The organism is Bradyrhizobium sp. SEMIA (assembly GCF_014844175.1).
GTDB lineage: Bacteria > Pseudomonadota > Alphaproteobacteria > Rhizobiales > Xanthobacteraceae > Bradyrhizobium > Bradyrhizobium arachidis.
Genome location: NZ_CP046601.1, coordinates 1,002,776 through 1,021,976, shown reverse-complemented (window position 1 = coordinate 1,021,976; position 19,201 = coordinate 1,002,776). Strand labels below are relative to the sequence as shown.

Annotated in this window: 23 protein-coding genes and 1 pseudogene; 7 read left to right on the top strand and 17 right to left on the bottom strand. The window is 65.5% G+C overall.

Annotation, left to right across the window (positions count from 1 at the left end):
* Positions 1–108 precede the first annotated feature (108 nt).
* Genes FOM02_RS04870 through FOM02_RS04855 form a run of 4 tightly spaced genes read right to left on the bottom strand, consistent with a single transcriptional unit; the run spans position 109 to position 3,672 of the window.
* Positions 109–1,272, bottom strand: a complete 1,164-nt coding sequence (locus FOM02_RS04870; RefSeq protein WP_027560172.1) for an ABC transporter permease — start codon at positions 1,270–1,272, stop codon at positions 109–111.
* Positions 1,269–2,201, bottom strand: coding sequence for an ABC transporter ATP-binding protein (locus tag FOM02_RS04865; RefSeq protein ID WP_265441474.1), 933 nt, complete (start codon positions 2,199–2,201; stop codon positions 1,269–1,271). The genes FOM02_RS04870 and FOM02_RS04865 overlap by 4 nt, the downstream gene beginning before the upstream one ends.
* Positions 2,198–2,986 carry an HlyD family secretion protein gene (locus tag FOM02_RS04860; RefSeq protein ID WP_027560174.1) on the bottom strand — a complete coding sequence of 263 codons (789 nt, stop codon included), beginning with the start codon at positions 2,984–2,986 and terminating at the stop codon, positions 2,198–2,200. The genes FOM02_RS04865 and FOM02_RS04860 overlap by 4 nt, the downstream gene beginning before the upstream one ends.
* Positions 2,983–3,672 (bottom strand): TetR/AcrR family transcriptional regulator, encoded by a 690-nt coding sequence (locus FOM02_RS04855; protein ID WP_265441473.1) that lies wholly within the window; start codon positions 3,670–3,672, stop codon positions 2,983–2,985. Before FOM02_RS04855 ends, FOM02_RS04860 begins: the two co-directional genes overlap by 4 nt.
* Before the next feature lie 108 nt (positions 3,673–3,780).
* On the opposite strand from FOM02_RS04855, the gene FOM02_RS04850 reads away from it, so the two are divergent.
* The 3 genes from FOM02_RS04850 to FOM02_RS04840 are packed head-to-tail and all read left to right on the top strand — an operon-like array spanning position 3,781 to position 5,003.
* Complete coding sequence (locus FOM02_RS04850; RefSeq protein ID WP_027560176.1) at positions 3,781–4,116, top strand: ArsR/SmtB family transcription factor; 336 nt, start codon at positions 3,781–3,783, stop codon at positions 4,114–4,116.
* Positions 4,113–4,574, top strand: coding sequence for an SRPBCC family protein (locus tag FOM02_RS04845; RefSeq protein ID WP_265441472.1), 462 nt, complete (start codon positions 4,113–4,115; stop codon positions 4,572–4,574). Before FOM02_RS04850 ends, FOM02_RS04845 begins: the two co-directional genes overlap by 4 nt.
* A gap of 15 nt (positions 4,575–4,589) precedes the next feature.
* On the top strand, positions 4,590–5,003 hold the full coding sequence (locus FOM02_RS04840; protein WP_265441471.1) for a GFA family protein: 414 nt from the start codon (positions 4,590–4,592) through the stop codon (positions 5,001–5,003).
* A gap of 67 nt (positions 5,004–5,070) precedes the next feature.
* Here the strand turns inward: FOM02_RS04840 and adhP are convergent, their stop codons facing one another.
* The 11 genes from adhP to FOM02_RS04785 all read right to left on the bottom strand — a co-directional run bounded on the left by adhP (position 5,071) and on the right by FOM02_RS04785 (position 14,254).
* Positions 5,071–6,096, bottom strand: a complete 1,026-nt coding sequence (gene adhP, locus FOM02_RS04835) for an alcohol dehydrogenase AdhP (RefSeq protein WP_265441470.1) — start codon at positions 6,094–6,096, stop codon at positions 5,071–5,073.
* Positions 6,097–6,237: 141 nt separating this feature from the next.
* Positions 6,238–6,648 (bottom strand): DUF2000 family protein, encoded by a 411-nt coding sequence (locus FOM02_RS04830; protein WP_167380662.1) that lies wholly within the window; start codon positions 6,646–6,648, stop codon positions 6,238–6,240.
* A gap of 119 nt (positions 6,649–6,767) precedes the next feature.
* Positions 6,768–7,157 carry a DUF4189 domain-containing protein gene (locus tag FOM02_RS04825; protein ID WP_027560181.1) on the bottom strand — a complete coding sequence of 130 codons (390 nt, stop codon included), beginning with the start codon at positions 7,155–7,157 and terminating at the stop codon, positions 6,768–6,770.
* A 226-nt stretch (positions 7,158–7,383) separates the two neighbouring features.
* On the bottom strand, positions 7,384–8,988 hold the full coding sequence (locus FOM02_RS04820) for a molybdopterin-binding/glycosyltransferase family 2 protein (RefSeq protein WP_265441469.1): 1,605 nt from the start codon (positions 8,986–8,988) through the stop codon (positions 7,384–7,386).
* Positions 8,985–9,686, bottom strand: coding sequence for an XdhC family protein (locus FOM02_RS04815; RefSeq protein ID WP_027560183.1), 702 nt, complete (start codon positions 9,684–9,686; stop codon positions 8,985–8,987). Before FOM02_RS04815 ends, FOM02_RS04820 begins: the two co-directional genes overlap by 4 nt.
* A gap of 2 nt (positions 9,687–9,688) precedes the next feature.
* Positions 9,689–10,012, bottom strand: a complete 324-nt coding sequence (locus tag FOM02_RS04810) for an XdhC family protein (protein WP_008564652.1) — start codon at positions 10,010–10,012, stop codon at positions 9,689–9,691.
* Between the two features lie 10 nt (positions 10,013–10,022).
* A complete protein-coding gene (locus tag FOM02_RS04805; RefSeq protein ID WP_092213535.1) occupies positions 10,023–11,225 on the bottom strand; it encodes a vWA domain-containing protein in 1,203 nt (400 codons plus the stop codon).
* A 142-nt stretch (positions 11,226–11,367) separates the two neighbouring features.
* Positions 11,368–12,291, bottom strand: a complete 924-nt coding sequence (locus tag FOM02_RS04800) for an AAA family ATPase (protein WP_027560185.1) — start codon at positions 12,289–12,291, stop codon at positions 11,368–11,370.
* Between the two features lie 60 nt (positions 12,292–12,351).
* Positions 12,352–13,158, bottom strand: a complete 807-nt coding sequence (locus FOM02_RS04795; protein WP_027560186.1) for an FAD binding domain-containing protein — start codon at positions 13,156–13,158, stop codon at positions 12,352–12,354.
* A 29-nt stretch (positions 13,159–13,187) separates the two neighbouring features.
* The gene (locus tag FOM02_RS04790) at positions 13,188–13,673 is read right to left on the bottom strand and encodes a (2Fe-2S)-binding protein (RefSeq protein WP_027560187.1); all 486 of its coding nucleotides are present in this window, start codon (positions 13,671–13,673) and stop codon (positions 13,188–13,190) included.
* Positions 13,674–13,807: 134 nt separating this feature from the next.
* Positions 13,808–14,254: an SRPBCC family protein gene (locus FOM02_RS04785; protein WP_027560188.1), complete on the bottom strand. Its 447-nt coding sequence runs from the start codon at positions 14,252–14,254 to the stop codon at positions 13,808–13,810.
* 184 nt (positions 14,255–14,438) lie between these two features.
* On the opposite strand from FOM02_RS04785, the pseudogene FOM02_RS04780 reads away from it, so the two are divergent.
* The 3 genes and pseudogenes from FOM02_RS04780 (at position 14,439) to FOM02_RS04770 (ending at position 17,120) form a co-directional block, all read left to right on the top strand.
* A pseudogene (locus tag FOM02_RS04780) lies at positions 14,439–15,781 on the top strand (3-carboxy-cis,cis-muconate cycloisomerase).
* Between the two features lie 96 nt (positions 15,782–15,877).
* A complete protein-coding gene (gene pcaD, locus FOM02_RS04775; protein ID WP_265441468.1) occupies positions 15,878–16,660 on the top strand; it encodes a 3-oxoadipate enol-lactonase in 783 nt (260 codons plus the stop codon).
* 67 nt (positions 16,661–16,727) lie between these two features.
* A complete protein-coding gene (locus FOM02_RS04770) occupies positions 16,728–17,120 on the top strand; it encodes a carboxymuconolactone decarboxylase family protein (RefSeq protein WP_265441467.1) in 393 nt (130 codons plus the stop codon).
* Here FOM02_RS04770 and FOM02_RS04765 read toward each other — a convergent pair.
* Together FOM02_RS04765 and FOM02_RS04760 are read right to left on the bottom strand one after the other, a co-directional pair.
* Entirely contained in the window at positions 17,082–17,618 is a 537-nt protein-coding gene (locus FOM02_RS04765) for a hypothetical protein (RefSeq protein WP_027560192.1), read from the bottom strand. The two genes, FOM02_RS04770 and FOM02_RS04765, sit on opposite strands and share 39 nt — an antisense overlap.
* 217 nt (positions 17,619–17,835) lie before the next feature.
* Complete coding sequence (locus FOM02_RS04760; protein WP_167380661.1) at positions 17,836–18,003, bottom strand: hypothetical protein; 168 nt, start codon at positions 18,001–18,003, stop codon at positions 17,836–17,838.
* Positions 18,004–18,280: 277 nt separating this feature from the next.
* Here FOM02_RS04760 and FOM02_RS04755 point away from each other — a divergent pair, with 277 nt between their 5' ends.
* Positions 18,281–19,198: an ABC transporter permease subunit gene (locus FOM02_RS04755; protein ID WP_027560193.1), complete on the top strand. Its 918-nt coding sequence runs from the start codon at positions 18,281–18,283 to the stop codon at positions 19,196–19,198.
* The last annotated feature ends 3 nt before the right edge of the window (positions 19,199–19,201 follow it).

Genomic DNA, 19,201 nt, shown 5'->3' with positions numbered 1-19,201 from the left:
CACCCCCTACTCATTCCGGGGCACGCGCAAGCGTGAACCCGGAATCTCGAGATTCCGGGTTCAATGCTTTCGCTTCGCCCCGGAATGACTCTCAAGGGGCAGTTTGCCTCAATCCAGCGTGCGGCGGAAGCGCGTCACGGCGATGACCATGGCGAGCAGCATCAGGGCCGCCAGGGCCAGGGCGTCGAACCGCAGATTCTGCATGGTCGCGCCCTTCAGCATGATAGCGCGGACGATGCGCAAATAATGCGTCAGCGGCAGGCCTTCGCCGAGATATTGAGCCCAGGCCGGCATGCCTGCGAAGGGGAACATGAAGCCGGAGAGCAGGATGCTCGGCAGGAAGAACATCATCGACATCTGCATGGCCTGAAGCTGGTTCTGCACCACGGTCGAGATGGTGTAGCCGATCGCGAGATTGGTGGTGATAAACAGTGTCGAGAGCAGCGCCAGCAGAAACAGATTGCCGAGCACGGGCACGCCGAACAGGAACACGCCGATGCCGATGATGAGGAAAGCCTGGACGAAGCCGACCAGCACGTAAGGGATGATCTTGCCGAACATCACCTCGACCGGCTTGATCGGCATCGACAGCAGGCTTTCCATGGTGCCGCGCTCGACCTCGCGCGTGACCGACAGCGCGGTGAAGATCAGCATGGTCATGGTGAGGATGGTGCCGACCAGGCCCGGCACGATGTTGAGGCTGGAGGCCGCCGCCGGATTGTAGCGGGCATGCGCCCGGATCTCGAACGGCATCTCCGGGGGATCGCCGATGTAGAGATCGTGCGCGAGCGCGGTCTGCACCACCATGCCGAGCGAGCCAAGCGCGGAGCTCGCCGCCACGGGATCAGTGGCGTCGGCCGCAACCAGCAGCGCCGGCTTGTCGCCGCGCCGCACCGCCCGCTCGAAGCCGCGCGGGATCTCGACGCCGAACAGCACCTTGCCGGATTTCAGCAGATTGTCGAAATCGTCGACGTCGTGCACCTCGTAGATGAAGCGGAAATAGGCGGTGTTCTCCAGCGCCTTCAGGATCGAGCGGGCGAGATCGGAATCCTCCTGGAGCAGCACGGCACTGGGCAGGTGGTGCGGTGTGGTGTTGATGGCATAGCCGAACAACAGAAGCTGCATCACCGGCAGCATCACGATCATCGCGAACGAGACGCGGTCGCGCCTCAGCTGGATGAACTCCTTGATCAGCATCGCATAGGAGCGCTTCCAGAAGCCGAAGCGTTCGCGGATTTCGTGCCGTGGTGCGGCTTGATCGACAGCGCTCATTGGAAATTATCCTTGGAGCGGCTCATCAGCTCGATGAAGACGTCTTCGAGCGAGGGCGAGGATTTGTGCCAGTGCAGGCCGCTCTTTTCGCGCCAGGGCGCGATGCTGGCCTCTAACGCGGTCACGTCGCGCCCCGAGACGTGCAGCGAGGTTCCGAACGGAGCCACCATGTCGATGCCGGGCTTGCCCGTGAGCTCGGCCGTGAGGCCGTTCAGGTCTTCGCCCGTGACGGTGTAGGTCGAGAGCGCGGATCCCGCGATCACCTCCTCGACCGTGCCATGGGTCAGCAAATGGCCATAGGCGATATAAGCGATCTCGTGGCAGCGCTCGGCTTCATCCATGTAGTGGGTCGAGACCAGCACGGTCAGCCCTTCAGCCGCGAGCGCGTGGATCTCGTTCCAGAAATCGCGCCGCGCCTTGGGATCGACGCCGGCGGTCGGCTCGTCCAGCAGCAGCAGCTTTGGATTGGGCAGCGTGCAGGCGCCCAGCGCCAGCCGCTGTTTCCATCCGCCAGAGAGCTCGCCTGCGAGCTGCTCCTCGCGGCCCGAGAGCCCGAGCCGCTTGATCATGTCGCGCGCGGCGCCGCGCGCATCGGTGAGGCCATAGAGCCGCGCGACGAATTCGAGGTTCTCGCGCACCGAAAGGTCCTGATACAGGCTGAAGCGCTGGGTCATGTAGCCGACCTGGCGCTTGATCTTCTCGGCGTCCTTCAGGATGTCGTAGCCGAGGCAGGTGCCCTCGCCGCTGTCGGGCGTCAACAGGCCGCAGAGGATGCGGATGGTCGTGGTCTTGCCCGACCCGTTCGGCCCGAGGAAGCCGTAGATCGAGCCGCGCTTCACCCGCATCGACAGATCGTGCACGACCTCGCGCCCGCCGAACGATTTGGTCAGGCCCTTGACGTCGATCGCGATGTCGTTGCGACCGTTCATCGCTTGTCCGCCACCGGCGTCTTGGGGTTGAGATAGACGTTGATCGGCTGGCCGACGCGCAGGGCGTCGGGGCGCGAGGGCCGCGCCTGGATCAGGTAGACCAGCTTGTTGCGCTCCTCGAGGCTGTAGATGACGGGCGGGGTGTACTCCGCCGAGGTCGCGATGAAATAGATCTTGGCGGTGAGGTCGGCGGCGCAATTGTCGCAGGCGATCCGCACCGTGTCGCCGATCGTAAGCTTCGGCAGCTCGGTCTCCGGCACGAAGAAGCGCAGCTTCATGTTGCCGGGCGGCATGATCGACAGCACCGGCCGCTGTGCCGCCACCATCTCGCCCTCACGGAAATAGATCTGCTGGATGGTGCCGGCGACCGGCGCAAAGCCCTTGCGCCGCGCCATCCGCGTCTCCGACGTCGCCACCCGCGCTTCGGCAACGCGCAAGGCCGACACCGCCGAGTCGAGATTGGCCTGTGTGCCCGAGCCGGTCTTGCTCAGCGAGGCCGCGCGATCATAGGTCTGCTGGGCGTTCGCCAGCGTCGCCTTGTTCTGGTTGAGGTCGGCGAGCTGGAGGTCGTCGTCGACCGAATAGAGGTGATCGCCGACCTTGACCTCGTCGCCCTCGCGCACGTTCAGCTTCGTCACCCGGCCCGCTTCGTCCGGGCTGACGAAGATCATGTCGGCCTCGACCCAGCCCTGGAAGCCGGGATCGCGCTTCTCGTTGCAGCCGGCGAGGCCGGTTGCGAGCACGAGCGCCAATGCAAATGTCAAAAATACCCGCGACGACCTCATGTCGTCCTCCGTTCGCCAAAAATCAAATCGAGATGGACGCGCAGCATGTCCTGCGCATCGAGCGGCGCGTGCCGCGCAAACAGGCTCTGCCAGATCACCGCGATCATCGCGGGCGCGACCAGGATCTGCGGATAGCGCGCGAGGTCCTTCTCCTGGATCTCGCCACGGGCGATGCCGAGCTCGATCAGGGTGCGCATCGTGGCGATGCCGCGCGAGACGACCTCGCGGTAGTAGAAGTCGGCGACGGAAGGAAAGCGCGGCCCCTCCGCCACGATCAGGCGCACCAGATCGCCGCGCCTCGTGCCGATCACTTCCTTCAGGAAATTGCGGGCGAAGGCCTCGACGAGATCGCGCACCGAGCCCGCTGGCGGCGGCAACTCCGTCAACCGCGCCACCACGGGCACGATGACGATCCGCACCAGCTCCTCGAACATCGATTCCTTGTCCTTGAAGTGCAGGTAGATCGTGCCCTTGGCGACACCGGCGCGCTTGGCGATGTCGTCGAGCCGCGTCGCCGCGAAGCCACGCGCGATGAATTCCTCCATCGCGGCCTCCACGATCGCGGCACGCCGCTCCGCTGCGCGTGCGGCACGGTTCGAGGCAGGTCCCTCCTCGCTCGCTGCGGGGACGTTCGCGCTGGTGCGAGCTGCGGGGGACATGGCGGCTTTGGTCGACTTCTTTGGCATCCCCAATATATGACTGACTAGTCAGTCATAGTCAAGGAAAGGACGCAACGCAATTTGGCCAACGAATTAGTGTTGACTAATTCATTAGCATTCGCTAATTGAACTCGCATGATTGAGCCCGCCCCAAATCCCGTCACCACCGTGATGCGCGCCCTCGCCGATCCGACCCGCCGCGCGGTGTTCGAGCGTGTGTTCGAGAGCAAGGAGATCAGCGTCGCTGAGCTGACCCGTGGCAGCGGCGTCACGCAGGGGGCGATCTCGCAGCACCTGAAATCGTTGAAACAGGCCGGCCTCGTCGCCGAGCGCGCCGAAGGCCGCAACGTCTATTACCGCGCCGCGCCGCAAGGCCTCGCGCCGCTGGTCACCTGGATGGACCATTACGGCGTGTTCTGGCGCGAGCGCTTCCAGAACCTGCGTGACCTCTTGAAGGAGATCGACCCGTGAGTGCAGCCGCGTTGCAAGCCGAGACAAAAGACATCGTCATCGACGAGGTGCTCCCTCATACGCCGGAGACGGTCTGGAAGGTGCTGACCAGCGCGCAGCTGATCGCGCGCTGGCTGATGCAGCCGACCGGCTTCGAAGCGGTCGAAGGCAAGGCCTTTACGTTCCAGACCACACCGGGCGGCAATTGGGACGGCGTCATTCATTGCCGCGTTCTCGAAGTCGTGGCTTTCAGGCGCCTCGTCTACGCCTGGAAGGGCGGCGATGCGCGCAACACCGGCTACGGCGCGCCGCTCGACACCGTCGTGACCTGGTCCCTCACCCCGGTCGAGGCCGGCACGCGGATCCGGCTCGTTCATGCCGGCTTCGTCCTGCCGAGGAACGAGTCGGCCTACACGGTCATGAGCGGCGGCTGGAAGAAGGTCGTCAAACAGCTCGATGAGATCAGCGGCGAAGAGTGAGCGGGAGATTTTTCGATGACAAAGCCCTTTACCGGCGGCTGCGCCTGCGGCGCCATCCGCTATTCGATTCTTGGCGAGCCGCTGTTCAGCAATCACTGCCAGTGCCGGGACTGCCAGCGGGAAAGCGGCAGCGGACACGGCTCGTACGCGACCTTCGCGCGCGCCGGCGTCACACTGACCGGCGAGGCGAAGCACTGGGACATGGTCGGCGACAGCGGCAATGTGAAGACGCGCGGCTTCTGTCCGCAGTGCGGCCTGCCGGTCTATATGACCTTCGCCGCCATGCCCGAGATCTTCACCATCCGTGCCGCCAGCCTCGACGAGCCCGCCCGCTACAAGCCGCAAGCCGTGACTTACGCCGCGCGCGCCCACGATTGGGATCGCCTCGACCCCAACTTGCCGACATTCGCAGGCATGCCGCCGGGCTGAGGCGCCAGATTCCCGTTTCGACGCGTTTTCTTTATGCGAACCGGTATCCACCTCGCTCGAAAACGCTTCAAGCAAAATCCAGCACCATGCGGCCGTCGATCTTGCCGGCCTTCATCCGGTCGAAGACGTCGTTGATTTGCGCAAGCGGCACCTTCGCCACCTCGGCCTTGACCTTGCCGTCGGCGGCGAAGGCGATGGCTTCGTCGAGATCGCGCCTCGTGCCGACGATGGAGCCGCGCACGGTGATGCGCTTGAGCACGACGTCGAAGATCGGCGTCGGGAATTCACCCGGCGGCAGGCCGACCAGGCTCACGGTGCCCTTGCGGCGCACCATCTTCAGCGCCTGCGCGAACGCTGCGGTCGAGACCGCGGTCACCAGCACGCCGTGGGCCCCTCCGCCGGTTGCCATCAGCACCTTGTCCACGGCATCGGCTGCAAGCGCGTTGACCGCGAGATCGGCGCCGGTCTCGCGTGCGAGCGCAAGCTTGTCCTCGGCAATATCGATGGCGGCGATCTTGAACCCCATCGCCTTGGCGTACTGGACCGCGACATGACCAAGCCCGCCGACGCCTGAGATCGCGACCCACTCGCCGGGCCGCGCGTCGGTCTCCTTCAGTCCCTTGTAGGTGGTGACGCCGGCGCAGAGGATCGGCGCGATGGCGGCGAAGTCGATCGTCGCCGGCAGCTTGGCGGCGAAGGCGGCCGAGGCGATGACGTATTCGGCAAAGCCGCCATTCACGCTGTAGCCGGTGTTGTGCTGGTGCTCGCACAGCGTCTCCCAGCCGGTCTGGCAATATTCGCAAGCCATGCACGCATCGTGCAGCCAGGCGACGCCGACGGCATCGCCGACCTTGAGATTTTTCACGCCGGGCCCGAGCGCGGCCACGATGCCGGCGGCCTCATGGCCGGGAATGAAGGGCGGCGCCGGCTTGACCGGCCAGTCGCCGGCGGCGGCGTGCAAGTCGGTGTGGCAGACGCCGCACGCTTTCACCTTGACCAGGACCTCGCCGGGGCCGGGCTGCGGCACCGGCACGTCCTCGATCACCAGCGGCTTGCCGAATTGTTTGACGATGGCGGCTTTCATGGTCGGCATGGGTCTGCTCCGTTGCAAGGATTGGAGCAGACTAGCGATGCCGCGCGGCGTGCCCTTGATTGGAGTCAAACGGCGCAAATTTATGCGCCGCAGGCAGCATGATGACAGGGACGTGATGGCGCAGGCTAAGTGGACACCGCGTCAGCTATGGAACTTCAATCCATCGACGATCTTGTCGATCACCTTGCGCTCGGCGCGCATCGCGATCCCGACGAGGTTGAGATCGGTGCGCGCCACGGCCCTCACCGCCTCCCGATTGGCGGCATCGTGCGTGGTCTTGAACATATCCTCGGTATAGACCGCCGGCTTCACGTTGCGCGTCAGCGCGCGGTCGAGCGCCCGCGACAGCGCGGGGCCGTCGGCGGCGTAGATCAGAATCGGCTGGCCGATCAGCGACTGATATTTTGTACCAGAGGCGTCCTCGTAGGGCTCACCGATGCATTCGGGAAATGCAGCGGCGATGCCGCTGGTGAGAAAGGACGCGACGTTGAGCTTCTGCCAGGCCTGAAGATCGGTGCGGATCACGACGGCGATCTTGGTGTCGAATTGCATGCATGTCTCCACAAAATGTCATTCCGGGATGCGCCGTCAGGCGCAGACCCGGAATCTGGAGATTGTTGCACGAGATTCCGGGTTCGCGCTACGCGCGCCCCGGAATGACAGCGAGAGGATTACCCCTTGGCGTCGCAGGCCCAGGCGCGGATCACGCATTCCTTGCCGCCATATTTGTAGCATTCGCGCGTGGCGGCATTGAGCGAGGCGGAGATCTTCGGCTTGACGGCGTAGCCATAAGCGCCGCAGGGGTTGGCGAGATCGACCGACATCGCGGCGCAGGCGCGCTTCATCGTGACCGTCGTGCATTCACCCTTGCACTGCTTCTGCGCCGCGGCGCGCGCCTCGTGCTCGGCGCCGTAATCATAGGCCTGGCCATAGGCGCCACACTTGCCGACCGCAATGGCGCCGGCCGCGTGCGCATCCGTAATGTGGCGAGCGCCCGCGACACACACCGACAGCGCAAAGAAAAACATCGCGCAACGGCGCGCGACGGCATTCGAAGTCATGGAAAGCCCCTCCCCCCAAGGCAGGTGGAGGGGACTCTAAGCGGCGGTCGTTTCCACTTGGTGAACGAGTGGTTGAAATCCGCCACTTTGGAGGTGCCGTAGGGTAGGCAAAGGCGCGAAGCGCCGTGCCGACCATCCACATCGTCATTCAAGATCGGTGGGCACGCTTCCGCCGTCGCTCCTCGAGCTATGGCGGACAAGTCGATTTGCCCGCCCTACGGCAGCGTCATCCGCGGCGTGCCGCTTCCAGGGCCTGCGGCGTGTCGATGTCGAGGAAGGCGCTCTCGCCATCGACAGGCACTTCGGCGACCGCCTCGGTGTGCTTGGCGATCAGATGCCGCGCGCCGACATCGCCGTCGAGCGTCATCAATTCCTTGAAGAAACGGCGCGACCACAGCACGGGATTGCCGCGGCGGCCTTCGCTGACGGGCACGACGATGAGGTTGCCGCGGTCGGGCGCAAAGCCGTCGATCAGGCGGTCGATCAGGCCGGCGTCGATCAGCGGCATGTCGCCGAGACAGACGATCGCGCCGTCGCAGGTGTCGGGCACGGCCGCGATGCCGGCCTTGACCGAGCTTGCGATGCCGCCGGCGAAATCCGGGTTCTTGACGAAGCGCACCTTCAGGCCCGCGAGCGCCTGCTCGACCAGCTCGGTCTGATGGCCGGTGACGACGATCACCTCGGATGCCTTGGACGCCAGCGCCTGCTCGGTGGCGGTCCGCACCAGCTTCTTGCCGTCGAGTTCGGCGAGCAGCTTGTTCGGCCCGCCCATACGGGTCGAGCGGCCCGCCGCGAGCACGATGGCCGCGACCTGGCTGTTGCCCTCGGTCTCCGGCTTTGCGCGCGGCTGCGGCCGCGTCACGATCTCCATCAGGAGGCCGCCGACGCCCATGCCCATCAGCTCGGAGCGCGTCACCTTGATGCCGGCAAGCAGTCGCATCAGCACCCAGTCAAAACCGTTCTCGACCGGCGAGCGGGCGCAGCCCGGCGCGCCCAGCACCGGCACGCCGCCTGCCCGCGCGATCAGCAGCAAATTGCCGGGATCGACCGGCATGCCGAAATGCTCGATTTCGCCGCCGATGCCGGTCACGGCCGCCGGAATGACGTCGCGACGATCGGCGATCGCGGACGCGCCGAACACGATGACGAGCTCGGCCCCTAATCCAAGCAATTCCTTGATCGCCGCCGACAGCGCGTGTTCGTCGTGCTGGACCCGCCGCTCGGCGATGATGCTGGCGCCGGCCGGCGCGAGGCGCTCGGCGGTGACGCGCAGGGTCTTGTCGACGACCTTCGACGACAGGCCCGGCAGCAGCGTCGAGACCACGCCGACGCGCTTGATGACGTACGGCGCGACCTTCAGCACGTCCTTGCCGGCCGCCTTCACCGCGGCATCGCGCAAGGTCCCCTCGACACCGAACGGGATGATCTTGACGGTGCCGACCATCTCGCCCTCGACCACGGGCTTGTAGGCGGTGAGCGTCGCGAAGGTGATGGCCTCGTCGATATTGTTGATGCGGTCGACCGCGGCGCGGTCGATCACCAGCACGCCGGGCTGGGCGGCGAACAGATTAGCGCGGCCGGTGAAGGCGCGCTCGACATGGATGCCCTCGCCGCCGACCGCAAGCGCGATGCTGGCGGCCGCGACGTCCTCGGAGACGTCGCCCGCCTCCATCCGCACCACGACGATGTCCTTGATGCCGGCGCGCGTGAGCGACTCGACCTCGGCAGGCCCGATCGTCGTGCCCTTCTTCAGCACCAGCGGTCCCTGGCGCAGGGTGTGGACGGTCACCCCGCCGATCGCATCCTTGGGGCTCGCCGGTCCGAACTTCATGCCGCTTCTTCTTTTTCTTTGGGTGGCAGGCGGAGCACCGCCGTGATCTCGGCCATGATCGCTACCGCGATCTCGGACGGCGAGACCGCGCCGATCGCAAGACCAATGGGCGCGTGGATGCGCGCGATGTCGCTGTCCTTGGCGCCCTGCGCCCGCAGCCGGTCGCCGCGCTTGGCGTGCGTCTTCCGTGAGCCGAGCGCGCCGATATAGAAGCAGTTGCGCTCGAAGGCGTGCAGCAACGCGGGATCGTCGATCTTGGGATCGTGCGTCACCGCGACGAAGGCGGTGTAGGCATCGACATTGAGCGGCGGCAGCGCCGTGTCCGGCCATTCGGCGACGAGCGGAATGTCCGGGAAACGCTCGGGGCTGGCGAAGGCGGTACGGGGATCAACGACCGTGACGTCGTAACCGAGCGAGCGCGCCAGCGGCGCCAGCGCCTGGCTGATATGGACCGCACCGATGATCACGAGCTTTGCGGTCGGCGCGTAGACATTCAGGAACAGCTTCTTGCCGCCGGCCTCGACATTGGCGCTCTTGCCCATGCGAAGCTGCTTGTCCAGCTCAGCGCGCAGCGGGTCTTTTGCGAAGTCCGCAGCCTTCACCAGGCGCTGCTCGCCGCTCTCTGTGTCCGTCACCAGAATGACGGGCCGGCGCGCGGCGCGCTCGGCATTGAGTTCGTGCAGGATCGCGAGCTTCACGGCTAGCCGACCTTCTCGACAAAGACGCGGATGGTGCCGCCGCAGGACAGACCGACATTCCAGGCGGTCTCGTCGGCAACGCCGAATTCCAGCATCTTGGGCTTGCCGCTCTCGATCACGTCCATGGCCTCGGTCACCACGGCGCCCTCGACGCAGCCGCCGGAGACTGAGCCCAGGAACGTGCCCTCGTCGTTGATGACGAGGCTCGAGCCCGCCGGGCGCGGGGCCGAGCCCCAGGTCTCCACCACGGTCGCCAGCGCGACGCCACGGCCGGCCTTCTGCCAGTCCTCCGCCGCCTTCAGGATATCCTCGTCGCGATCGAGCATGGGTGGCCTCTCAAGCTGCGGAGCGGATCAGGCTGCGGTGATGCGGCGGCAGCGGCTGGGAGAGCGTGGTGATCAGCTCCTGGATCGAACTCAAATTATGTACCGGGCGGAATTCGTCAACGTGCGGGAGCATCATTTTGATGCCCTGGGCCTTGGCTTCGAAGCCCCCGAAGCGCAACAGGGGGTTCAGCCAGATCAGCCGCCGGCAGGAGCGGTGCAGCCGGTCCATCTCGAAGGCGAGCCTGGAATCGGCCTCGCGCTCCAGCCCGTCGGAGATCAGCAGCACGATGGCGCCCTGGCTCAGCACCCGCCGCGCCCACAATTTGTTGAAGTTGTGCAGCGAGGCCGAGATCCTCGTGCCGCCGGCCCAGTCCTCGACCGAGGCCGAGCAGCTCGCCAGCGCCTCGTCCGGATCGCGCTGGCGCAGCGCCCGTGTGACATTGGTGAGACGGGTGCCGAACAGAAACACCGACACGCGCTTGCGCGCGTCAGTGATGGCGTGGAGGAAGTGCAGGAACAGGCGAGTGTACTCGCTCATCGAGCCCGAGATATCGAGCAGCGCGACGATCGGCGCCGGCTTCTCGATCCGCCCGAGGCGATGGATGTCGATGATGTCGCCGCCGGTGCGTAAGGACGCGCGCAGCGTGCGGCGCAGGTCGAGGCGCAGCCCACGCGGATCGCGCTGGTGCCGGCGCGTCAGGAGCTCGGCCTGCGGCAGGTGCATCCGCTCGACCGCGCGCAGCGCCTCGCTGATCTCCGCCGCGCTCATCTGCGCAAAATCCTTCTTCTGAAGGATCTCCTTGTCGGAGACCGACAGGCGCAAATCCTGCTCCTGGTGCTGCGGCGTCTCGGTCATGCGCGGCTGCGACATCGCCTCCTGCACGCGGCGGGCGCCGGCCTGCGGCTTCTTCTTGGCCTGCTCGGGCAGCGGTACCGAATCCAGCATGTGCTTCCATTCCTCGGAGGCACGGAAGAACAGGTTGAAGGCCTGCCTGAAGATCTGCGCATGCTCGTGGCGCTTGACGAAGATCGCCTCCAGCGTGGTGAAGACGTCGGACCGGTTGCCGATGTCGATCACCTGCAGCGCGCTCATGGCATCGATGACGGCGCCCGGCCCGACCGGCATTCCGGCCGCACGCAGCGCGCGGGCGAAGCCGACGATGTTGTCGGCGAACTGCTCGGTTTGCTCCGGGGCAAGGTGGTTGATGGCCATGGTTTCGTATCCATCCCCTCGTCATTCCGGGGCGCGCTTTCTTAGGCGCGAGCCCGGAATCCATACTCCCGATCGTGGTTATGGATTCCGGGCTCGCGACTTCGTCGCGCCCCGGAATGACGGGAGCAGTTATGGCGCGAGATCAATTCTCGCTCGTCGCGTCCTTCAGCACCTTCTGCAAGGCATCGCCCTGCATCCGTGTGATGTCGTCCTGGTACTTGAGCAGCGCGCCCAGCGTGTCGCCGACCACTTGCGGGGTCAGCGAGCGAGCATCGAGCTCCGACAAGGCGGTGGCCCAGTCGATGGTCTCGGCGACACCAGGCGACTTATAGAAGTCCTGGTTGCGCAGGGCCTGCACGAAGCGCACGACCTGCTGCGAGAGTTTTGCCGAGATGCCGGGCACGCGCGTCTTGACGATGGCAAGCTCGCGCTCGGCGGCGGGATAATCGACCCAGTGGTAGAGGCAGCGCCGCTTCAGCGCGTCGTGGATCTCGCGGGTGCGATTGGAGGTGATGATGACGATTGGCGGATGCGGCGCCTTTACGGTGCCGAATTCAGGGATGGTCACCTGGAAGTCACTGAGGATCTCGAGCAGGTACGCCTCGAACGCCTCGTCGGCGCGGTCGAGCTCGTCGATCAAGAGCACCGGCGGACCGGCCACATCAGGCTCCAGCGCCTGGAGCAGCGGCCGCTTGATCATGTAGCGGTCGGCGAAGATGTCGCTCGAGAGCTGATCGCGATCGGTATCGCCGGCGGCTTCCGCCATCCGGATCGCGATCATCTGCGCGGCGCTGTTCCACTCATAGACCGCGGAGGAAACGTCGAGGCCCTCGTAGCACTGCAGACGGATCAGCTTCCGCCCCAGCGCCGCCGAGAGCACCTTTGCGATCTCGGTCTTGCCGACGCCGGCCTCGCCTTCGAGGAACAGCGGCCGGCCCATGCGCAGCGACAGGTAGGTCACTGTCGCCAGCGACCGCTCGGCGAGATAGCCGCGCGAGGTCAAGAGTTCGAGCATCGCATCGACCGATGCCGGCAAAGCACCGGAAGAATTGGCCGCTGAATTCATGAAAAAGCCAGTCTCGCTACGCCCCACCAGGGACAAGTTTGGCCGAGGCGTGAGGTTCACTCACGCCTTGGCGTTGGCGGCGTCGAGGGCACGCCTCGTCAGCACTCCGATGAGATGCGCCCGATATTCGGCGCTGCCGTGGATGTCGCTGTTGAGGCCGTCCGCCGGCACCTCGATGCCTTCGATCGCCTTCGACGCGAAGCGCTTCTTCAGGGCTTCCTCGAACGCGGTGACGCGGAACACGCCCTCGGAGCCGGCGCCGGTGACGGCGACCCGCACGTCCGACGGACGCCGGGCCACGAACACGCCGACGAGCGCATAGCGCGAGGCCTGGTTGCGGAATTTGACGTAGGCCGCCTTCTTCGGCAGCGGGAACATCACCTTGGTGATGATCTCGTCCGCTTCCAGCGCGGTCGAGAACAGGCCCTGGAAATACTCTTCCGCCTTGAGGCGGCGCTTGTTGGTGACGATGGTCGCGCCCAGCGCGAGCACCGCGGCGGGATAGTCGGCGGTCGGATCGTTATTGGCGAGCGAGCCGCCGATCGTGCCCCGGTGGCGCACGGCGGGATCGCCGATCTGGCCGGCGAGATCCGCCAGCGCCGGAATGGCCTCGCCGACGATGGCGGAGGTCGCGACCTCGGCATGCTTGGCGGTGGCGCCGATCACGAGCGAGCGGCCCTTCATCTCGATCGTGTTGAGCCCCTCGATGTGGGAGAGGTCGACCAGATGCGGGGGGCTGGCGAGACGCTGCTTCATGACGGGAATCAGCGTATGGCCGCCGGCGATCACCTTGGCGTCTTCGTTCTTCACCAGGAGGTTGGCGGCCTGCCGCACGGTCCCGGGGCGATGATATTTGAATTCGTACATCTGAATGTCCTGATCGCGGGATGCGCGGGTTAGGCGAGATCGGATTTCGCCATCGCCTTGGCGCCGGCGGAGATCGAGGCGACGATGTTCTGGTAGCCGGTGCAGCGGCAAAGATTGCCTTCCAGTTCTTCCCGGATCGTATGGTCGTCGACCTCGTGGCCCTTGCGATGGACGATGTCGATCGCGGTCATGATCATGCCGGGCGTGCAGAAGCCGCACTGCAGGCCATGGTGCTCGCGGAAGGCCTCCTGCATCGGATGCAGCGGCGCGCCGTCGGCAGCGAGCCCCTCGATCGTCTTGACCTCATGGCCGTCGGCCATCACCGCAAGCGTGGTGCAGGACTTCACGGCCTTGCCGTCGAGATGCACGACGCAGGCGCCGCACTGCGAAGTGTCGCAGCCGACATGGGTGCCGGTCAGTCGCAGATTCTCGCGCAAAAACTGCACCAGGAGCGTGCGGGGATCGACATTGGCCGTTACAGGATTGCCGTTCACGATGAGGGAGATTTTTGCCATAAGCACTCTCTATCAGCACCCCGACGGGTCCCGTCGAAGCGTTCTTATAATTATTCCAACCCATCATATGGGCCATTGTCCCCTGGGGCAACATCGCCCCGGACGCAAGCCGCCATGCCGAAAGGCGATAGGTTTCAGCCCTGTACCGCCTTGGCGAAATTCGCGAAAAACTCGTCGGCCAGTTTCTTGGCGGTGCCGTTGATCAGGCGCTGGCCGAGCTGCGCCAACTTGCCGCCGATCTGCGCCTCGACATCGTAGGAGAGCAGCGTGCCGCCGTCCTTCTCCGCGAGCTTGACCGCCGCACCGCCCTTGGCGAATCCGGCCACGCCGCCCTCGCCTTCACCTGATATCTTGTAGCCGTTCGGCGGGTCGAGATCGCTCAGCATGACCTTGCCCTTGAAGCGCGCCGACACCGGCCCGACCTTCATTTTGGCCGTTGCACGGAAGCCGCCGTCCTCGGTCTTCTCCAGCTCCTCGCAGCCGGGGATGCAGGCCTTGAGCACCTCGGGATCGTTGAGCTTCTCCCAGACGGCCTCGCGCGGCGCCGCAAGCTGGACTTCGCCGTTCATCGTCATGGCCATGGGGCGCCTCCCGGGATATCAGACTTGGATCGCATCAGAATAATATTGCTCAAGTAACGCACGGAGGCCGCAAAGGAAAGGGTGGTCCCCGGTCACGTGCAATGCATATTCGCAACTGCAAAAGGCTTGCGCTGATGGTTGGGGATTGGCACAGGCGGGTCATGGTGGTTAGGTCCCGCATAATATGAGCACCTCCCTCTCCCCCCTGCTCGCGCCGATGCTGTCGAGCCCGGCCATGCGCGCGATCTGCGACGACCGGTCGACCCTCCAGAACATGCTCGATTTCGAGGCAGCCCTGGCACGCGCCGAGGCCGCGACAGGCGTGATCCCCGCATCCGCGGTGGGCCCGATCGAGGCGGCGTGCAAGGCTGATACCTTCGATATGGCCGCGCTGGCCGAGGCCGCGACCCGATCAGGCAATCTCGCGATTCCCCTGGTCAAGGCGCTGACCGCCAATGTCGGCAAGGCCGACGCAGAGGCCGCCCGCTACGTCCATTGGGGCGCGACCAGCCAGGACGTCATCGACACCGCGACCATGCTGAGCTTGCGCGCCGGCATTGACGCGCTGGATGCCGACCTCAGCCGCGCCATCAAGGGCTTTGCCGCGCTGGCGCGCAAGCACCGCAACACCGCGATGGTGGCGCGGACCTGGCTGCAGCACGCGCTGCCAATGCCGTTCGGACTGAAGGCCGCCGAATACGCATCAAGCCTTGCGCGCGCGCGCTGCCGGCTGCGGCGCTCGCCCGCGAGGGCCTCGCGCTGCCGCCGGCACGCTCGCAGCGCTCGGCGACAAGGGGCTCGTCGTTGCGGAGCGATTGGCGCAGGAGCTGAACCTGCCGCTGCCGGAAGCGCCCTGGCACACCCATCGCGACCGGATCGCCGAGGCGGCTTCCAGCTTTGCGATTCTCGCCGGCAGCTGCGGCAAGATCGCGCGCGACGTCTCGCTGCTGATGCAGACCGATGTCGGCGAAGCGTTCGAGCCCGCCGGCGAAGGCCGCGGCGGCTCCTCGACCATGCCGCACAAGCGCCAACCCGGTCGCCGCCGCAAGCGCGCTGGGCGCCGCCACCCTGGCGCCGCAACTCGCCGCGACGATTTTTGCAGCCCAGGTGCAGGACCATGAGCGCAGCGCCGGTCCCTGGCACGCGGAATGGCCGACGCTGCCGCAACTGATGCTGGTCGCCTCTGGCGCGCTTGCCGCCGTCGTCGACATCGCCGAAGGCCTCGACGTCGATGCCGCGCGCATGCGCAGCAATCTCGATGCGACGCATGGACTGATCATGGCCGAGGCCGTCACCTTCGCGCTCGCCGACAAGATCGGCAAGAGCGACGCACATCATCTGATCGAGGCCGCCAGCAAGCGCGCGGTTGCGGAGAAGAAGCATCTGCGCGAGGTGCTGTCGGCCGATTCGCAGGTCACTGCGCATCTGGCGCCGGAAAAAATTGCGGCATTGTTCGAGCCGATGGCCTATCAAGGCGCCTCGCAGGCCCTGATCGACCGGCTGCTAGCTTCGTTGGATCTCTCCTGATGTCATTGCCGGGCTTGACCCGGCAATCCATCATCGGAGAAACATGCATTCGAGATGGATGCGCGGGTCAAGCCCGCGCATGACGAGGAACATATCATGCCCATGATCGATGCCGACGGTTGCCTGATCAACGTCTCCGTCGAGGGCCGCGACGGCGGGCCGACCCTGATGCTCTCCAATTCGCTCGGCTGCACGCTGCAGATGTGGGAGCCGCAGATGAAGGCGCTGACGCAGGTGTTCCGCGTCATCCGCTACGATCGCCGCGGCCACGGCAAGTCCAACGTTCCGCCCGGCCCCTACACGATGGAGCGCTTCGGCCGCGACGTGCTCGCAATCCTCGACGACCTCAACATCGAGAAGGTGCATTGGTGCGGCCTGTCGATGGGCGGCATGGTCGGGCAATGGCTGGGCGCCAATGCGCCGGAGCGCTTCGGCAAGCTGATCCTCGCCAACACCTCCTGCTACTATGCCGAGCCGACCAAATGGCTGGAGCGCATCGACGCCGTGAAGAAGGGCGGCATCGCGGCGGTAGCCGATGCCGTGGTCGCGGGCTGGCTCACGACGGATTTTCGCGAGCGCGAGCCTGAGATCACCGCGAAGATGAAGGCGATGCTACTCGCCACCCCTGTCGAGGGGTATCTGGCCTGCTGCGAGGCGCTGTCGACGCTCGACCAGCGCGCGCTGCTGCCGAAGATCAAGAGCCCGACACTGGTGATCGCCGGCCGCCACGACATGGCGACGCCGATCTCCGCAGGCGAATTGATCCGCTCCAGCATTCCCGGCGCCAGCATGACCATCATCGACGCCGCGCACATTTCCAATGTCGAGCAGCCGCACGCGTTCACCGATGCGGTGGTGGGCTTTTTGACCCAGCGCTAGCTGCCCCCCGTCATTCCGGGGCGCCTCGAAGAGGCGAACCCGGAATGACTGATCCGGAGGAAACACCATGGACGACCAGAAGCGCCGCGATGCCGGCATGAACGTGCGCCGCAAGGTGCTGGGCGATCCCTGGGTCGACAAGTCGATCGCCAACCGCAACGCGTTCAACACCGACTTCCAGGACATGATCACGCGCTATGCCTGGGGCGAGATCTGGACGCGACCGCATTTCGATGAGCGGACGCGGCGCGTGCTCGTCATCGGCACCATGGTCGCGCTCGGGCAATGGGACGAATTCCGCTTGCATGTGCGCGCGGCGCTCGCGGAGGGCGGCTTCACGCCCGACGACATCAAGGAAATCCTGTTGCAGCAGGCGATCTATTGCGGCGTGCCGGCGGCGAACCACGCCGTCAAGGAAGCCTCAGCGATTGTGCAGGAGCTCGGCCTGCTCAAGAGCTAGCGGCGCGGGGGCCTCGGCGGCCTTCTGAACCATCTTGGGCGCTTCCGCCGGCTTCTCGATCACCACCACGATGGCGGCGCCGAGCAGGAGCAGGAGCTCGGTGGCGTGCAGCCGCAGCGCGGCCATCTCGCCGACCTTGGAGGCCATCACCATGCTGGCGAACGAGATCAGGCTGCCGATCGCAAGCGCGATCCCGAGCGCCTCGTCGCTGCTGCCGCTCTTGCGGGTGCGTGGAATGCTCAGCAGCACGAGATAGATCGCGAAGAACGCCACCACGGTCGCCCGGCCGAGCGCCAGCAGCCAGGCGGCGCGCACCGTCTCCATCCCCGCCATCTGGAGATGGTCGCTGAGGAACAGGGCGACCGCGACACTCGGCCGCTCGTAGAGGCCGTGCACCGGCGCCAGCATGATGTTGAAGGCGACGAGGGCCCAGGCCGGAATGAAATAGGCCGCCAGCAGCGCGCCGTTGACCGAGCCGATCCGCCAGTTCCTGAACATGCCGCTTCCCGCTTCGCCTGCCACGCGCCTTCATTGGGAAGGCGCTGCCGGGAGCTAACTCGCATCAGACTGTGGCGGCAATTTAAACCCTTTGTTTACCTTAACCGGCCCGGCGCACCGCCTGCCAAAAGAAAAAAGGCCCCGCCTTTCGGCGGGACCTCTCTTACTGCTCTTCGCTCCTGGACTCCCTAAGTGGACTCCCTTGGGCTCCCAAAATCTATTCCTGATCGCGCTGGCCGCTCTGCTGGCCGGGGCGCTCGCCCTGCCGCATCGGATCCTGCTGCTGCTGTCCGGGTTTCTGGCCGCCGCCCTGCTGCTGTTGCGGGTTGCGCTGGCCGGGGTTCTGACTCTGCTGGCCCGGATTCTGGTTCTGCTGCTTCGTCATTCGGGGAAACTCCCTTGTTGGACGTCAGAGCGGAGATAACGGGCCGCCCGCATTTTGGTTGCCCTGCGGAACCCGGTTCCTCGCACCTGCGGAACCGCCGAAATGACGTCCGTAGCCGAAATGACCTCTGTACAAGCCTTTATGCCGAGGCCTGGGCTGTTGCGGCGGCCAGTTCCCTCCTGTTAGAAAACGAGACGAACGCTCAAGGGCTGCCGGGGCCCAAGAACTCTCTCTCAAAGAGCTCCCTTTGAGCCGCCTCAGGTTGGTACGGCAGTCCATGGATTATTTCGCCCAGCAGCTCATCAACGGCCTCGTGCTCGGTTCGATCTACGGCCTGATCGCGATCGGCTACACGATGGTCTACGGCATCGTCGGCATGATCAATTTCGCCCATGGCGATATCTTCATGATCGGCGGCTTCATCGCCCTCATCACCTTCCTGATCCTGGTCTCGCTCGGCCTGACCGCGATCCCGGTCATCCTGCTCGTGGTGCTGCTGGTCTCGATGGCGATCACGGCGCTCTATGGCTGGACCATCGAGCGCATCGCCTACCGGCCGCTGCGCCATTCCTTCCGCCTCGCCCCGATGCTGTCGGCGATCGGCATGTCGTTCGTGCTGACCAACTATTCGCAAGTTGCGCAGGGCGCGCGCGTCAAGCCGATCCCGCCCTTCATCACCGGCGGCTACACCCTGCACGAGAGCGCGGACGGCTTCGTCATCCAGCTCTCCAACATCCAGATCATGGTGGTCGTCACCACCATCGTGCTGCTGGCGATCTTCACCTGGCTGGTCTCGCGCACGAGGCTCGGGCGCGACATGCGCGCCTGCGAGCAGGACCAGACCATGGCGGCGCTGCTCGGCGTCGACGTCGACCGCACCATCTCCATGACCTTCGTGATCGGTGCCGCGCTCGCCGCGGTCGCCGGCCTGATGTACCTGCTCTATTACGGGACGGTCGATTTCTTCATGGGCTTCGTCGCCGGCATCAAGGCGTTCACCGCAGCCGTGCTCGGCGGCATCGGATCGCTGCCCGGCGCCATGCTCGGCGGCCTCGCGATCGGCCTGATCGAGACGTTCTGGTCGGCCTATTTCTCGGTCGGATACAAGGACGTCGCGGCGTTCTCGATCCTGATCGTCGTGCTGATCTTCATGCCGACCGGCCTGCTCGGCCGTCCCGAAGTCGAAAAAGTCTGACGG

Excerpts from the sequence above, each read along its gene's own strand:
- FOM02_RS04840 (WP_265441471.1), top strand. The coding sequence starts at position 4,590 with ATGACAAAGCCCTTTACCGGCGGCTGCGCCTGCGGCGCCATCCGCTAT.
- FOM02_RS04805 (WP_092213535.1), bottom strand. The coding sequence starts at position 11,225 with ATGGCCATCAACCACCTTGCCCCGGAGCAAACCGAGCAGTTCGCCGAC.
- FOM02_RS04850 (WP_027560176.1), top strand. The coding sequence starts at position 3,781 with ATGATTGAGCCCGCCCCAAATCCCGTCACCACCGTGATGCGCGCCCTC.
- FOM02_RS04790 (WP_027560187.1), bottom strand. The coding sequence starts at position 13,673 with ATGGCAAAAATCTCCCTCATCGTGAACGGCAATCCTGTAACGGCCAAT.
- FOM02_RS04760 (WP_167380661.1), bottom strand. The coding sequence starts at position 18,003 with ATGACGAAGCAGCAGAACCAGAATCCGGGCCAGCAGAGTCAGAACCCC.
- FOM02_RS04765 (WP_027560192.1), bottom strand. The coding sequence starts at position 17,618 with ATGTTCAGGAACTGGCGGATCGGCTCGGTCAACGGCGCGCTGCTGGCG.
- adhP (WP_265441470.1), bottom strand. The coding sequence starts at position 6,096 with ATGCCGACCATGAAAGCCGCCATCGTCAAACAATTCGGCAAGCCGCTG.
- FOM02_RS04825 (WP_027560181.1), bottom strand. The coding sequence starts at position 7,157 with ATGACTTCGAATGCCGTCGCGCGCCGTTGCGCGATGTTTTTCTTTGCG.
- FOM02_RS04870 (WP_027560172.1), bottom strand. The coding sequence starts at position 1,272 with ATGAGCGCTGTCGATCAAGCCGCACCACGGCACGAAATCCGCGAACGC.
- FOM02_RS04785 (WP_027560188.1), bottom strand. The coding sequence starts at position 14,254 with ATGGCCATGACGATGAACGGCGAAGTCCAGCTTGCGGCGCCGCGCGAG.
- FOM02_RS04810 (WP_008564652.1), bottom strand. The coding sequence starts at position 10,012 with ATGCTCGATCGCGACGAGGATATCCTGAAGGCGGCGGAGGACTGGCAG.
- FOM02_RS04770 (WP_265441467.1), top strand. The coding sequence starts at position 16,728 with ATGGACGACCAGAAGCGCCGCGATGCCGGCATGAACGTGCGCCGCAAG.
- FOM02_RS04795 (WP_027560186.1), bottom strand. The coding sequence starts at position 13,158 with ATGTACGAATTCAAATATCATCGCCCCGGGACCGTGCGGCAGGCCGCC.
- FOM02_RS04865 (WP_265441474.1), bottom strand. The coding sequence starts at position 2,201 with ATGAACGGTCGCAACGACATCGCGATCGACGTCAAGGGCCTGACCAAA.
- FOM02_RS04800 (WP_027560185.1), bottom strand. The coding sequence starts at position 12,291 with ATGAATTCAGCGGCCAATTCTTCCGGTGCTTTGCCGGCATCGGTCGAT.
- FOM02_RS04755 (WP_027560193.1), top strand. The coding sequence starts at position 18,281 with ATGGATTATTTCGCCCAGCAGCTCATCAACGGCCTCGTGCTCGGTTCG.
- pcaD (WP_265441468.1), top strand. The coding sequence starts at position 15,878 with ATGCCCATGATCGATGCCGACGGTTGCCTGATCAACGTCTCCGTCGAG.
- FOM02_RS04855 (WP_265441473.1), bottom strand. The coding sequence starts at position 3,672 with ATGCCAAAGAAGTCGACCAAAGCCGCCATGTCCCCCGCAGCTCGCACC.
- FOM02_RS04830 (WP_167380662.1), bottom strand. The coding sequence starts at position 6,648 with ATGCAATTCGACACCAAGATCGCCGTCGTGATCCGCACCGATCTTCAG.
- FOM02_RS04820 (WP_265441469.1), bottom strand. The coding sequence starts at position 8,988 with ATGAAGTTCGGACCGGCGAGCCCCAAGGATGCGATCGGCGGGGTGACC.
- FOM02_RS04860 (WP_027560174.1), bottom strand. The coding sequence starts at position 2,986 with ATGAGGTCGTCGCGGGTATTTTTGACATTTGCATTGGCGCTCGTGCTC.